Origin of the sequence: Tsukamurella sp. USMM236 (assembly GCF_037148755.1) — a bacterium.
Classification (GTDB): Bacteria; Actinomycetota; Actinomycetes; order Mycobacteriales; family Mycobacteriaceae; genus Tsukamurella.
The window spans coordinates 26,535-38,672 of record NZ_JBBCSS010000009.1 but is presented as its reverse complement, the minus strand read 5'-3'; the positions used below and the strand labels follow the sequence as shown (position 1 = coordinate 38,672).

The following is a 12,138-nucleotide window of genomic DNA, read 5'->3' as shown; positions in this document are numbered from 1 at the left end:
TCTGTGCTAGCTTTCGGAACATGTTCTCCACACGCTTCACCGAGCAGTTCGGCGTCCGGTACCCGATCGTCCAGGGCGGCATGATGTGGGTGGGCCGCGCCCGCCTCGTCGCGGCGGTCTCCGAGGCCGGCGGCCTCGGCATCCTCACGGCGCTCACCCAGCCCTCGCCGCAGGAGCTGCGCGAGGAGATCGCGCGCACGCGCGAGCTCACCGCGAGCCCCTTCGGCGTGAACCTCACGGTGCTGCCGACGATCGATCCGCCGCCCTACGACGAGTACCTGCGCGCGGCGGTCGAGTCGGGCGTGAAGATCATCGAGACGGCCGGCTCGAACCCCGCGAAGTTCCTGCCGTACCTCAAGGACAACGGCGTCAAGGTGATCCACAAGTGCACCAGCGTCCGGCACGCGCTCAAGGCGCAGGCGATCGGCGTCGACGCGGTCTCCATCGACGGCTTCGAGTGCGCGGGTCACCCGGGCGAGGACGACATCCCCGGCCTGGTGCTGATCCCCGCGGCGGCCGACGCGCTGGAGATCCCCATCCTCGCCTCCGGCGGCATCGCCGACGCCCGCGGCCTGGTCGCCGCGATCGCGCTCGGCGCCGACGGCATCAACATGGGCAGCCGCTTCCTGTGCACCATCGAATCGCCGATCGCGCCCGAGGTGAAGGCGCAGATCGTCGAGAACTCCGAGCTGGACACGAAACTCATCTTCCGCACGCTCGGCAACACCGCCCGGGTCGCCAAGAACTCGGTGTCCGTCGAGGTGGTCGAGACCGAGGCGCAGGGCTGCGAATTCGAGGACATCCGGCACCTCGTGGCGGGCGCCCGGGGCCGGAAGGTCTTCGAGGACGGCGACGTCGAGGCCGGTATCTGGAGCGTCGGCCTGTGCCAGGGCCTGATCCGGGACGTGCCCACGTGCGGGCAGCTCATCGAGCGGATGATCGCCGAGGGCTCGTCCATCATCGAGCGGCGGCTCGCGCCGCTGGCCAAGGTCGCGGAGGGGGTGGCATGAGCGAGGACTTCCGGCGCGTCGCGGAGGGCGGCGTCCTGACGGTGACCATCGACCGCCCGCAGCGCATGAACGCCTTCGGCATTCGCGCCGCGTGGGAGCTCGCGCGCATCATCGAGGAGGCCGACGCCGACCCCGCGATCCGCGTCGTCGTGGTCACCGGCGAGGGCCGGGCCTTCTCCACCGGCGCCGACCTGGCCGGCGAGGCCGCGGAGCCGCAGGAGGCGCTCGAGGCCGTCAACGCCTACATCCGGGCGATCGTGGGCGCGTCGATCCCGGTGATCGCCAAGGTGAACGGGCCCTGCGCGGGCATGGCGGTGGGCCTCGCGCTCTCGGCCGACCTGACCTTCGTCGCCGACACCGCGTACTTCCTGCTGCCTTTCGTGGGCATCGGGCTGCTGCCCGACGCCGGCACCACCGCGCTCGTGCCCGCCGCCATCGGACGCACCCGCGCGATGGGGATGGCGCTGCTGGGCGATCGGGTCTACGGGCCGCAAGCGCTCGCCGCCGGGATGGTGACCGCCGTCCACCCCGCCGAGGAGCTCGACGGTGCCGTCGCCGCGGCCGCCGCGAAGCTCGCGTCCGGCCCGCGGGAGGCCATCGCCGCCACCAAGCGCGCCGTCAACGCCTCCACCCTCGCCGGCCTGGACGACGCCCTGCGCCGCGAGACCGAGTCCCAGGTCATCCTGCTCAAGACCGAGGATCACCGCGAGGGCGTCGACGCCATGCTCAACAAGCGCCCCGCCCGCTTCACCGACTGAGCCGGGGCCGCGACGCCGTCTCCCGGAGTAGCATCGAATCAGGTGGTCACGAGCTCGGGGGATGCTATGACGTACGACCAGGTGGGCACACGGCGGGACCCGGAGGACATGTCGCTGCCGCTGCGCGGTGCGAGCTTCGGCGACGCGGTCCGGCGCTACGGGAAGGGCTACTTCCAGTACTCCGGACGGGCGTCGAAGAGCGAGTACTGGTGGCCGATGCTCGCGGCGGCCCTGGTGATCCTCGTGATCCTGGCGGTCGTCGCCGTCGCCGGGGCGCTCGGTGCCGACGGTGACGGCACGCCGCTGGTGGGCGTGGGCGGCGTCGTGGTCTTCGCGGTCGTCATCGTCTACGCGATCGGCGCGATCGCCCTCACCATGCGGCGCTTGCACGACATCGACCGGTCCGGGTGGTGGGTCCTGGCGATCTTCGTCGCCGGCTTCATCCCGGTGCTCAACATCGTCGCCTCGGTCGCGGGCATCGCGATCGGGCTCATCGACGCCGAGCCCGCCGGCGCCCGCTTCGACGCGCAGTCGTAGCCGGGGATCCGGTCTCCGCCGGACGGTCGCACAACGAAAGGTCCGGCACCACCCTGACGGGTGATGCCGGACCTCTCAGTAGTGCAGCGGCTCAGTGAGTCCTACTCGTAGGTCTCGCCGGCCTCGGCCTTGGCGACCAGGGAGGCGGGCGGGGTGAACTGCGCGCCGTACTTGGTCAGCTCCTGCGCGCGCGCGACGAAGGCCTTCGGGCCCACGGTGCCGTCCGGGGCGGTGTAGCCGTTGATGAATTGCAGCACGCCGCCGGTCCAGGCGGGGAAGCCGATGCCGAAGATCGAGCCGATGTTGGCGTCGGCGACGGAGTCCATGACGCCCTCGTCGAAGCAGCGCACCGTCTCGAGCGACTCGGCGAACAGCATCCGGTCGATCATGTCCTGCAGCGGGATGTCCTGCCCGGCGGGCAGGAGGTCCTTCAGCCCCGGCCACAGGCCGGTGCGCTTGCCGTCCACGTAGTCGTAGAAGCCGGCGCCGTCCTTGCGGCCGGTGCGGCCCGCGTCCACCATCGCGTCGACCACGGCGTCGCTGCCGTGCGCGGGCAGCGGGTTGCCCGCGGCCTCGGCGGCGGCGCGGGTCTCCTTGCGGATCTTCTGCGGCAGGGTGAGCGTCAGCTCGTCCATGAGCTGCAGCGGCGCGGCCGGGTAGCCGGCCTGCTGGCCCGCCTGCTCGATCAGCACCGGGTTCACGCCCTCGCCGACCGCCGCGATGGCCTCGTTGACGAACGTGCCGATCACGCGGGAGGTGAAGAAGCCGCGCGAGTCGTTGACCACGATCGGGGTCTTCTTGATCTGCAGCGTGTAGTCGATGACCTTGGCCAGCACCGCATCCGAGGTCTTGGCGCCGCGGATGATCTCGACCAGCGGCATCTTGTCCACGGGGGAGAAGAAGTGGATGCCGATGAAGTCCTCGGAGCGCTTGACGCCCTCGGCGAGGATGGTGATGGGCAGCGTCGAGGTGTTCGATCCGAGGATGGCGTCGGGCTCGACGATGTCCTCGATCTCCTGGAACACCTTGTGCTTCACCTCGACCGACTCGAACGCGGCCTCGATCACGAGGTCCACGCCGGCGAAGTCGGCGGGATCGACGGTGGGCGTGATGCGCGCGAGCAGCTCCGCCGACTTCTCGGCGGTGGTGCGGCCCTTGGTCAGCGCCTTCTCCTCGAGCTTCTCGGAGTAGGCCTTGCCCCGCTTGGCGGCGTCGAGGTCGATGTCCTTGAGGACGACCTCGATGCCCGCCTTGGCGGAGACGTACGCGATGGCCGCGCCCATCATGCCGGCGCCGATGACGCCGACCTTCTTGGCGGTGTACTTGTCGTAGCCGTCGGGGCGCGAGCCGCCGCCGTTGATGTGCTGCAGGTCGAAGAAGAACGCCTTGATCATGTTCTTCGAGACCTGGCCGGTCGCGAGCGAGATGAAGTAGCGGCCCTCGATCACGCTGGCGGTGTCGAAGTCCACCAGGGCGCCCTCGACGGCCGCGGCCATGATCGCGCGCGGCGCGGGCATGGGCGCGCCCTTGAGCTGCTTGCGCAGGTTCGAGGGGAAGGCGGGCAGGTTCGCGGCGATCGCCGGCGAGTTCGGCGAGCCGCCGGGGATCTTGTAGCCCTTGACGTCCCAGGGCTGCACGCCGCCCTCGGGGTTGGCCTTGATCCACGCCTTCGCGGCCGGGATCAGCTCCTCGACGGTGCCCACGACCTCGTGGACGAGGCCCACCTCCTTGGCCTTGGCCGGCTTCATGCGGGTGCCCTGCAGCAGGACGCCCATGAGCGCGCCCTGCAGGCCCAGCAGCCGCACGGTGCGGGTCACGCCGCCGCCGCCGGGGAGCAGGCCCAGGGTGACCTCGGGCAGGCCGATCTGCGAGCCGCGCGCGTCGGCGGCGATGCGGTGGTGCGTGGCCAGCGCGATCTCCAGGCCGCCGCCGAGGGCGGCGCCGTTGATCGCGGCGACGACGGGCTTGCCGAGGGTCTCGAGGCGGCGCAGCGCGGCCTTCATCGACTCGACGTTGTCGCGCAGGGTCGCGGCGTCCTCGGGCCGCGCCTGGCGGATCTGGTTCAGGTTGCCGCCGGCGAAGAAGGTCTTCTTCGCGGAGGTCAGCACGACGCCCGTGATGGAGTCCTTCTCGGCCTCCAGGCGGTCGATGGTGGCGCCCATCGACTCGCGGTACAGGTCGTTCATGGTGTTCGCGGAGCTGGAGGGGTCGTCCATCGTCAGGGTGACGATGCCGTCGGCGTCCTGTTCCCAGCGGATCATGTTCTCAGCCATGTCTATTGTTGTCTCCGTAGTCTTTCCGGCCGGTCAGAGGCGCTCGATGATGGTGGCGATGCCCATGCCACCGCCGATGCAGAGGGTGATCAGGCCGTAGCGGCCGCCGGTGCGCTCGAGCTCGTCGAGCACGGTGCCCACCAGCATCGCGCCGGTGGCGCCCAGCGGGTGGCCCAGCGCGATGGCGCCGCCGTTGACGTTGACCTGCTCGCGATCGAGCTTGAAGTCCTTCATCCACTTCATGACCACGGAGGCGAAGGCCTCGTTGAGCTCCCAGACGTCGATGTCGTCCTTGGTCAGGCCCGCGAGCGCGAGGGCCTTCTCGGTGGCCGGCGTCGGGCCGGTGAGCATGATCGTCGGGTCCGAGCCGGTGACGGCGGTGGCGACGATGCGGCCGCGCGGGGTCAGGCCCGCCTTCTTGCCGCCCGCCTCGTTGCCGATCAGCAGCAGGGCGGCACCGTCGACGATGCCCGAGCTGTTGCCGCCGGTGTGGACGTGGTTGATCTTCTCCACGGTGTAGTACTTCTGCAGTGCGACGGCGTCGAAGCCGCCCATCGCGCCGATGCCCTCGAAGGCCGGCTTGAGCTTGCCCAGGCTCTCGGCGGTGGTGCCGGGGCGGCGGTGCTCGTCGTTGTCCAGCACCGTCAGGCCGTTGAGGTCCTTGACGGGGACGACCGACTTCGCGAACCGGCCCTCCTCCCAGGCCTTCGCGGCGAAGGCCTGCGACTGCGCGGCGAACTCGTCGACGTCGTCGCGGGAGAAGCCCTCGATGGTGGCGATGAGGTCGGCGCCGATGCCCTGCGGCACGAAGTAGGTGTCGTAGTTGGTCGTGACGTCCTGGAACATCGCGCCACCGTCGGAGCCCATGGGCACGCGCGACATGGACTCGACGCCGCCGGCGAAGACGAGCTGGTCCCATCCGGAGCGCACCTTCTGCGCCGCGGTGTTGGTCGCCTCGAGGCCCGAGCCGCAGAAGCGGTTGAGCTGCACGCCCGCGACGGTGTCCGGCAGGCCCGCGGCCATCGCCGCAGCGCGCGGGATGACGCCGCCCTGCTCACCGACGGGGGAGACGACGCCGAGCACGATGTCGTCGACATCGGCCGGGTCGAGGGTGGGGAAACGGTTCTTGACCTCGTCGATCAGGCCGACGACGAGGTCGATCGGCTTGGTCGCGTGGAGCGATCCGCCGCGCTGCTTGCCGCGTGGCGTACGGATGGCCTCGTAGATGAAAGCGTCGGACACGGTGTTCCTTCCTGGTGTGCTGTCCGTTAGGGATGATTACAAGTGAATCACTATTCTCTAACTTTCGGCGATTCTGCTCCCGACGAACATGTTCTAGAACACAATCGCATACATGACCGCACTTGAGAACATCGCCTGGTTCCCCCGGACTGAGGAACCCCGCAGCTCGCAGCGCAACACCTGGAACAACAGCGTCCGCAACCACGCCGTCATGCGCGGCGATCAGGTGGCCCTGCGGTACCTCGACAAGGAGGTCACCTGGGCGGGCCTCGCCGAGCGGGTGGGGGCTTTCGCCGGCGCGCTGCGCGAGCGCGGCATCGGCGCCGGCGACCGCGTGCTGATCCTGGGCCTGAACCGCATCGAGTACGTCGAGGCGGCGCTCGGCGTCACGGCCCTCGGCGCGATCGCGGTCCCGGTCAACTTCCGGATGGCGCCGCCCGAGGTGGCCTTCCTGGTGCAGGACACGATGTGCAGCGCCGTCGTCTACGAGGCGCTCTTCGACCCGCTCATCGCGGGCGTCGCCGGGACCGGCGCCGAGTTCGGACTGCGCATCCGGTTCGACGGTGCCGACGAGGCCGCCGGCGCCCTCGGCTACGACGACCTCGTCGCGGAGGGCCGCCCCGACCCGCACGCCGACGTCCCCGAGGACTCCCCGGCGCTGATCATGTACACCTCGGGCACCACCGGCCGCCCCAAGGGCGCGGTGCTCACGCACGTCAACATGACCGCGCAGGGCTGGACCAACCTCGTCGCGCCGGGCGTCGTGGACCCCGACGCCGTGGGCGCCGTCGCAGTCCCCCTGTTCCACATCGCCGGCTTCGGCGTGCTGGCGACGGCCTTCCTGCAGGGCCTGACCTCGGTGATCTTCCCGCTCGGCGCGTTCGACCCGGCGCAGACCCTGGACGCGCTGGAGCGAGAGGGCATCACCAGCATGTTCATGGTGCCGATGCAGTGGCAGCTCGCGGTGAACGAGCAGAAGCAGCGCCCGCGCAACCTCAAGCTCAAGTTCGTGTGGTGGGGCGCGGCCCCCGCCAGCGAGACCCTGCTCCGCGAGCTCGCCACCACCTTCCCCGACGCCGAGATCTGCGCCGTCTTCGGCCAGACCGAGATGTCGCCCGTCACCTGCGCGCTCTCGGGTGCCGACGCGCTGCGCAAGTTCGGCTCCGTCGGCAAGGTGGTGCGCACCGTCGCGGCCCGGGTCATCGACTCCGAGGGCAACGACGTGCCGCGCGGCGAGGTGGGCGAGATCGTCTACCGCGGACCCAACATGATGTCGGGCTACTGGAACAACCTCGAGGCCACGAAGGAGGCCTTCCACGGCGGCTGGTTCCACTCGGGCGACCTCGTGCGGATGGACGAAGAGGGCTTCGTCTACGTCATCGACCGCGCCAAGGACATGATCATCTCGGGTGGCGAGAACATCTACTCGGTCGAGGTGGAGAACGCCGTCGCGGCGCACCCCGATGTCACCGAGGTGGCCGTGATCGGCAAGCCGGACGAGCGCTTCGGCGAGTCGGTCGTGGCGGTGGTGCAGCTGCGCGACGGTGCCGCGCTCACCGTCGAGTCGCTCTCGGAGTTCCTCAACGACCACATCGCCCGCTACAAGCACCCGCGCCACGTCGTCGTGATCGAGGCCCTACCGCGCAACCCCACGGGCAAGGTCACCAAGCCGGTCCTGCGCCAGCAGTTCGGCTGAGCTCCCGGTCCGACGGTGCCGTCCGGCCCCGTCGGACCGGCGACCGGGACGACAGAGCCGGGGTCCTCGAGCGAGGGCCCCGGCTCCGTCGTGCGGACTCGGCTCAGACCAGCCGACGACCGAACTTCGCGCGCAGGCGCATGTCGACGAGGAGCAGGTGGTACGGCAGGCGCCGCAGAGCGAGCGGGGTGAATCGGTTGCTGAAGGCGACGAGGCGCCACAGGGCGTCGAAGCGCCGCTGGTCGCGGTCGGTCCACTCGACCTCCATCGCTTCCCGGAACTTGGGCGCGAGGAAGCCGGCGGTGAGGAAGCGGTTGAACGACTTGACCGGCTGCGGCAGGTCGCCGACGAAGGTGAAATCGACCAACTGGCGCAGGTACTCGCGGGCGGGTCCGTCGGGGTTGATCTTCGTCGCGCACAGCTCGATCCACAGGGCGTCGAACTCGTCGGGGGTCGCCGGCCAGAGGTCGGCGGGGACCTGGAGCGTGGTGCCGAGGGGTGCCGCATCGCGGTAGAACAGCGCGCGCTGCTCCCGGTTCATGCGGCCGCGCAGCAGCTGGTGCGTGTCCTCGAAGCCGATGTACAGGCACATCGCCACCCACAGCTGCAGGCCGCGGTCCATGGCGTTGTACTTGACCGGGCTCGACGCGGTGCTGCGGACCTGCCGGTGCGAGGTGTTCACCGCCTCCCGGTAGCGCAGCTTGTCGGTCGCCGTCCCGAGCACCGCGACGGCGAGGTAGGTGATCGTGGTGCGGGTGCGCTTGACGGGATGCTTGTACAGCGATCCCGAGTCGACCTTCGACTCCATCACGCCGTAGCCGACGGGCTTGTTCACCAGCTGCATGATCACGTTGGCGGCGCCCGCGCCGAGCGAGGTCACGTCCGCCGCGTCGGACAACGTGGTGAGGACGTGCGCCGGGCGGACGGGCGTACTGACGGCGATGCGGTAGCCCTCCGAGACCGGGTCGACGGCGCGCGTGGGCGGTGCGGATGGTGCGGCGCCGGTCGCCGGGGCGGTCGTGGCGTTCGGCTCGGCGCTCGTGGTCATACGGTCCTCCCAGTTGTTCCACCGATTCGGTGTGTGAATGTTCACTTACTTATAGTGTTGACGGTACACCGCGGACGGGCGCGCGACAGTGAGTAGCCTCGATGCGGACGGTGGAAGAGGAGTTGACGTGACCCAGGCGCGGCGGAAGCGGCCCAAGGACCGGCGCGAGCAGATCGCGCGGGTCGCCGCTGAGGACTTCTCCCGGCGCGGCTATCACGGCGTCGGGATCGAGGAGATCGCCGCGTCGCTCGACATCAGCGGTCCCGCCGTCTACCGGCACTTCCCCAACAAGTACGCGCTGCTCGAGCACGCCATCACCTCGGCCTCCGATGCGCTGTGCCACGCCGTCGACGACGCGGCCGAGGCCACGGCGGGGAAGGAGCCCGGGGAGCGCGTGGACGCGATCGTCGAGGCGGCCCTGGGGGTCTCCTTCGAGCGCCGCAACACCGGGGGGCTGTTCCGGTGGGAGCAGCGCCTCCTCGAGGGCGAGGACCGGGCGCGGATCCGCGAGCAGCTCACCGCGATGATCGGCACCGTCGCCGATGCCGCGCAGCCCGCGCTCCCGGGCGTCGCCCGGGCCGAGATCGACCTGCGCAGCGTCGCGCTGATCAGCGTGACCGGCAGCGTCACCGCGCACCGGACGGTCCTGGCCCAGAAGCGGGCCGAGGCCGTGCTCGGCGCGGCCGCGCGGCAGGTGCTGGCGCTGCCCGCGCCGCGCGTGCCCTACACGGTCGCGCCGCCGGCCGAGCCCGCGCCCGAGGCGGGCCGCCAGGAGCAGGTGCTGGTCGAGGCGATCGAGCAGATCTTCCAGCACGGCTTCCACAACGTGAGCATGGGCAAGATCGGGACCGCAGCGGGGATCGTCCCGTCGGGCATGTACCGCTACTTCCCGAGCAAGGCCGGGATCCTGGTGAGCGCCCTCGATCAGGCGGCGGAGGGCGTCGCGGGGGCGATCGCGGAGGTCTCCACCTCGGTGCAGGACCCCGCGGACCGGCTCGCCGCGCTCGCGCAGGCCTACGTGCAGCTGTCCTTCCTGCGGTCGAAGCTGATGACCGTCTACTTCCGCGAGATCGGCAACGTCCCGGACGCCGACCGCAGCCGGCTCGCGGGCATCCAGCGGGCCAACATCGCGGCGTTCGCCGACGCGGTGGTCGCCGTGCGACCCGAGCTCACGTCCGCGGAGGCCACGTTCCTCGTGCACGCGGCGTTCGCCGTGGTCTTCGACGTGGGCCGCACCCGGCGCTTCGACACGGACCCCGCCTTCCAGGCCGAGGTGTACGCCCTCGTCTGCGCGGTGCTGTTCCCCGCCTGACCGCGCGCGCTCAGACGAGGGACTTGCCGGCGCCGATCCGCAGGCGCACCTCCAGCAACACCGATCGCGTCGGTCCGAACCGCAGGAACCGCGGGATGAAGCGGTTGACGAAGGCCACGAACGCGAAGAGGTTGTCGAACCGGCGCTGATCCGCCGCCGTCCACTCGACGTGCATCTGTTCCCGGAAGTACGGCGCGAGGAACCCGGCCGTGAGGAACTTCAGCAGGCCGCCGAACACCAGCCGCATCGGCCAGTTGATCATCCGCAGGTTCAGGAGATCGTCGATGTACGCCGCGATGGGCTCGTCCAGGCGGGTCTCGGCGCACGCGCGGACCCAGTACTCGTCGAACTCGGCGCGCGTCGCCGGCCACATGTCGCGCGGCACCTGCAGGGTCGTGCCGAGCGTCGCGCAGGACTGGTAGAAGCTCTCCGCCTGATTCTCGGGGAGCTTGCCGTTGAGCATCTGGTACGTGTCCTCGAATCCGACGAACAGGCACGAGGCGACCCAGAGCTGCAGGTTCCGGTCGAAGGCGTTGTACTTGACCGGGGCTCCCGGTTTCGACTGCACGTGCCGGTGCACCGCATTGACCGCCTCACGGTAGGCCTCCTTCTCCGCGTCGGTGCCGAGGATCGCGACCGCGAGGTACTGGGTCGTGGTGCGCGCGCGCTTCCACGGGTGCTTCATCAGTGCGCCGCTCTCCACCGGGGATTCCGCAACGCCGTGCCCCACCCCGGGGCTCATCATCTGCATCGCCACGTTGGCGGCGGCGCCCGCGAACCCCCAGAAGTCGAGCGCATCGGTGACCGCCAGCTCCCGCTTCGTGTACCTGCGGTGGGTGCTCGGTATCGCGATCCTGGTGCGCTCGAGGGTGAGTGGCGCACCGTCGGGCGAGCCGACGTCGCCGGCGGGGCTGGGCGAGCGTGACATGGCGGTGCTCCTATCGGGTCGGCGGGAGGGTCGCGAGGTGGTCGTTGAGCCGGACCAGCCCCACGACCGCGAGGGCGGCGGCCGCGAGAACGACGGCGACGAGCAGCAGCCAGGCCGCGATGCGGACGACGGCAGGCACCTGCTGCCGTCCGCCCAGGATCTTCACGTACTGGACCACCACGTCGATGATCCACACCAGGGCCATCACTGCATCGTCACGTTCGAGAAGAGCAGCACCGGCCAGCAGACGATGGCGCCGAGGAAGGAGATGATGCGATCGATTCCACTGAGGTTCCCGAGGTGGTCCATGTGCGTCAGCGACCAGACCAGGCCGATGATCCCGTAGGGGATGCCGACCAGGATCAGGAAGCCGAGGAACTCCGAGACCTTCATCTCGTAGTCGAGGAAGCGCTGCAACATCGTTCGTCCTCCGGACGGTCAGTTGGGGGTGCCCGACGGTGCCGGGAGTGCGGGCATGGTCGGGGTGGCGGGAGGCTGCGGGGTGGCCGCGGCGGACGGGTTCGCGGACGGTGTCGTGCCGGTGCCGCCGAGGCCGTTGAGCACGGCGTTGGGGTTCGCGGGATCGCCCGCCTCCGTGATGATCCAGTCGCGGTTCCGGTCGAGGCTCACCGAGTAGGTGCTGGTGCTGATGGTGCCCTGCGGGGCCTGGACGTTCTGCGAGGAGACGTCGACGGCGACCTTCACCTGATAGATGCCGTTCACTTCGGAGGTGGTCTTGGCGAAGGACGCCCGCCCGCTGGAGGTGAGCCGCAGCGGCGTGACCACCTCGCGCATGACGTCGAGGATCGAGTCGAACTTCTTCGCCAGTTCCGGTGTTACCCCGGCCTTCACGCCGTTGAGCCACGGGGTCAGGTCGCGGTAGTCCATGGTCGCCGCCTTCACGGCGTAGTCGGAGGCGATCTGCTCCGCCCGGGCGCGGTCCGCGGCCTCCTGGCGCTCGGTGGAGAGCGTCCGGGTCTGCAGATACAGGAGCACGGAGACGGCGACGAGCGCCACGACGACCACCGTCGCGAGCACGGTACGCAGTGTGCCCGACGTCGTCCGTCCGGCGGGCGCGGGGGATTCCGTACGCGCCTTCGTCCGTGCGGCGCCGGACGTGCCCGCGGGTCGGTCCGCCGACGGCGGCTTCGTCGTCCGATTCTTCTCGGTCGAGACCACGGGGCCCGGCGTCGCGTCGGCGTCCTCCGTGGAGTCCGTCGAGTCCGCGGCCTCCGGAGCGGCCTCGGCTTCGGCGGCGGTGCCGCGGGGGTCGGTCTCGGGCGTGCCGGCGGCGGCCTCGTCGGGGCCGTCGTGCTCCTGCGCCATGGGGTCCT

12 protein-coding genes are annotated in these 12,138 nt (G+C 70.3%); 5 read left to right on the top strand and 7 right to left on the bottom strand.

Translation table 11 applies throughout. The annotated features are described in order from the left end of the window. Positions 1–20 precede the first annotated feature (20 nt). From WFK95_RS22350 to WFK95_RS22340, 3 genes are all read left to right on the top strand, one after another. The gene (locus tag WFK95_RS22350) at positions 21–1,010 is read left to right on the top strand and encodes an NAD(P)H-dependent flavin oxidoreductase (protein WP_336672034.1); all 990 of its coding nucleotides are present in this window, start codon (positions 21–23) and stop codon (positions 1,008–1,010) included. Continuing rightward, positions 1,007–1,768, top strand: coding sequence for an enoyl-CoA hydratase-related protein (locus tag WFK95_RS22345; RefSeq protein ID WP_336672033.1), 762 nt, complete (start codon positions 1,007–1,009; stop codon positions 1,766–1,768). Before WFK95_RS22350 ends, WFK95_RS22345 begins: the two co-directional genes overlap by 4 nt. A 66-nt stretch (positions 1,769–1,834) precedes the next feature. Further along, complete coding sequence (locus tag WFK95_RS22340) at positions 1,835–2,305, top strand: DUF805 domain-containing protein (RefSeq protein ID WP_336672032.1); 471 nt, start codon at positions 1,835–1,837, stop codon at positions 2,303–2,305. 101 nt (positions 2,306–2,406) lie between these two features. Here the strand turns inward: WFK95_RS22340 and WFK95_RS22335 are convergent, their stop codons facing one another. Together WFK95_RS22335 and WFK95_RS22330 are read right to left on the bottom strand one after the other, a co-directional pair. Then, positions 2,407–4,578, bottom strand: coding sequence for a 3-hydroxyacyl-CoA dehydrogenase NAD-binding domain-containing protein (locus WFK95_RS22335; protein ID WP_336672031.1), 2,172 nt, complete (start codon positions 4,576–4,578; stop codon positions 2,407–2,409). A 33-nt stretch (positions 4,579–4,611) separates the two neighbouring features. Next, entirely contained in the window at positions 4,612–5,820 is a 1,209-nt protein-coding gene (locus WFK95_RS22330; protein WP_336672030.1) for an acetyl-CoA C-acetyltransferase, read from the bottom strand. Positions 5,821–5,932: 112 nt separating this feature from the next. Between WFK95_RS22330 and WFK95_RS22325 the strand changes: the two genes are divergently transcribed. Beyond that, on the top strand, positions 5,933–7,516 hold the full coding sequence (locus WFK95_RS22325; protein ID WP_336672029.1) for an AMP-binding protein: 1,584 nt from the start codon (positions 5,933–5,935) through the stop codon (positions 7,514–7,516). Between the two features lie 103 nt (positions 7,517–7,619). On the opposite strand, the gene WFK95_RS22320 is transcribed toward WFK95_RS22325, so the two are convergent. Next, positions 7,620–8,564: an oxygenase MpaB family protein gene (locus WFK95_RS22320; protein WP_336672028.1), complete on the bottom strand. Its 945-nt coding sequence runs from the start codon at positions 8,562–8,564 to the stop codon at positions 7,620–7,622. Positions 8,565–8,691: 127 nt separating this feature from the next. Between WFK95_RS22320 and WFK95_RS22315 the strand changes: the two genes are divergently transcribed. Then, positions 8,692–9,876, top strand: coding sequence for a TetR/AcrR family transcriptional regulator (locus tag WFK95_RS22315; RefSeq protein WP_336672027.1), 1,185 nt, complete (start codon positions 8,692–8,694; stop codon positions 9,874–9,876). Between the two features lie 10 nt (positions 9,877–9,886). Here the strand turns inward: WFK95_RS22315 and WFK95_RS22310 are convergent, their stop codons facing one another. The 4 genes from WFK95_RS22310 to WFK95_RS22295 are packed head-to-tail and all read right to left on the bottom strand — an operon-like array spanning position 9,887 to position 12,130. After that, complete coding sequence (locus tag WFK95_RS22310; RefSeq protein ID WP_224645560.1) at positions 9,887–10,804, bottom strand: oxygenase MpaB family protein; 918 nt, start codon at positions 10,802–10,804, stop codon at positions 9,887–9,889. A 10-nt stretch (positions 10,805–10,814) separates the two neighbouring features. Further along, entirely contained in the window at positions 10,815–11,009 is a 195-nt protein-coding gene (locus tag WFK95_RS22305) for a hypothetical protein (protein WP_224645561.1), read from the bottom strand. Further along, positions 11,009–11,224 carry a hypothetical protein gene (locus WFK95_RS22300; RefSeq protein WP_224645562.1) on the bottom strand — a complete coding sequence of 72 codons (216 nt, stop codon included), beginning with the start codon at positions 11,222–11,224 and terminating at the stop codon, positions 11,009–11,011. The genes WFK95_RS22305 and WFK95_RS22300 overlap by 1 nt, the downstream gene beginning before the upstream one ends. A gap of 18 nt (positions 11,225–11,242) precedes the next feature. Next, a complete protein-coding gene (locus tag WFK95_RS22295; protein ID WP_336672026.1) occupies positions 11,243–12,130 on the bottom strand; it encodes a hypothetical protein in 888 nt (295 codons plus the stop codon). Between the last annotated feature and the right edge of the window lie 8 nt (positions 12,131–12,138).

What these genes read in the sequence shown, in the direction of transcription:
- WFK95_RS22350 (WP_336672034.1), top strand. Translation starts at nt 21, where the DNA reads ATGTTCTCCACACGCTTCACCGAGCAGTTCGGCGTCCGGTACCCGATC.
- WFK95_RS22345 (WP_336672033.1), top strand. Translation starts at nt 1,007, where the DNA reads ATGAGCGAGGACTTCCGGCGCGTCGCGGAGGGCGGCGTCCTGACGGTG.
- WFK95_RS22340 (WP_336672032.1), top strand. Translation starts at nt 1,835, where the DNA reads ATGACGTACGACCAGGTGGGCACACGGCGGGACCCGGAGGACATGTCG.
- WFK95_RS22335 (WP_336672031.1), bottom strand. Translation starts at nt 4,578, where the DNA reads ATGGCTGAGAACATGATCCGCTGGGAACAGGACGCCGACGGCATCGTC.
- WFK95_RS22325 (WP_336672029.1), top strand. Translation starts at nt 5,933, where the DNA reads ATGACCGCACTTGAGAACATCGCCTGGTTCCCCCGGACTGAGGAACCC.
- WFK95_RS22320 (WP_336672028.1), bottom strand. Translation starts at nt 8,564, where the DNA reads ATGACCACGAGCGCCGAGCCGAACGCCACGACCGCCCCGGCGACCGGC.
- WFK95_RS22310 (WP_224645560.1), bottom strand. Translation starts at nt 10,804, where the DNA reads ATGTCACGCTCGCCCAGCCCCGCCGGCGACGTCGGCTCGCCCGACGGT.
- WFK95_RS22305 (WP_224645561.1), bottom strand. Translation starts at nt 11,009, where the DNA reads ATGGCCCTGGTGTGGATCATCGACGTGGTGGTCCAGTACGTGAAGATC.
- WFK95_RS22300 (WP_224645562.1), bottom strand. Translation starts at nt 11,224, where the DNA reads ATGTTGCAGCGCTTCCTCGACTACGAGATGAAGGTCTCGGAGTTCCTC.
- WFK95_RS22295 (WP_336672026.1), bottom strand. Translation starts at nt 12,130, where the DNA reads ATGGCGCAGGAGCACGACGGCCCCGACGAGGCCGCCGCCGGCACGCCC.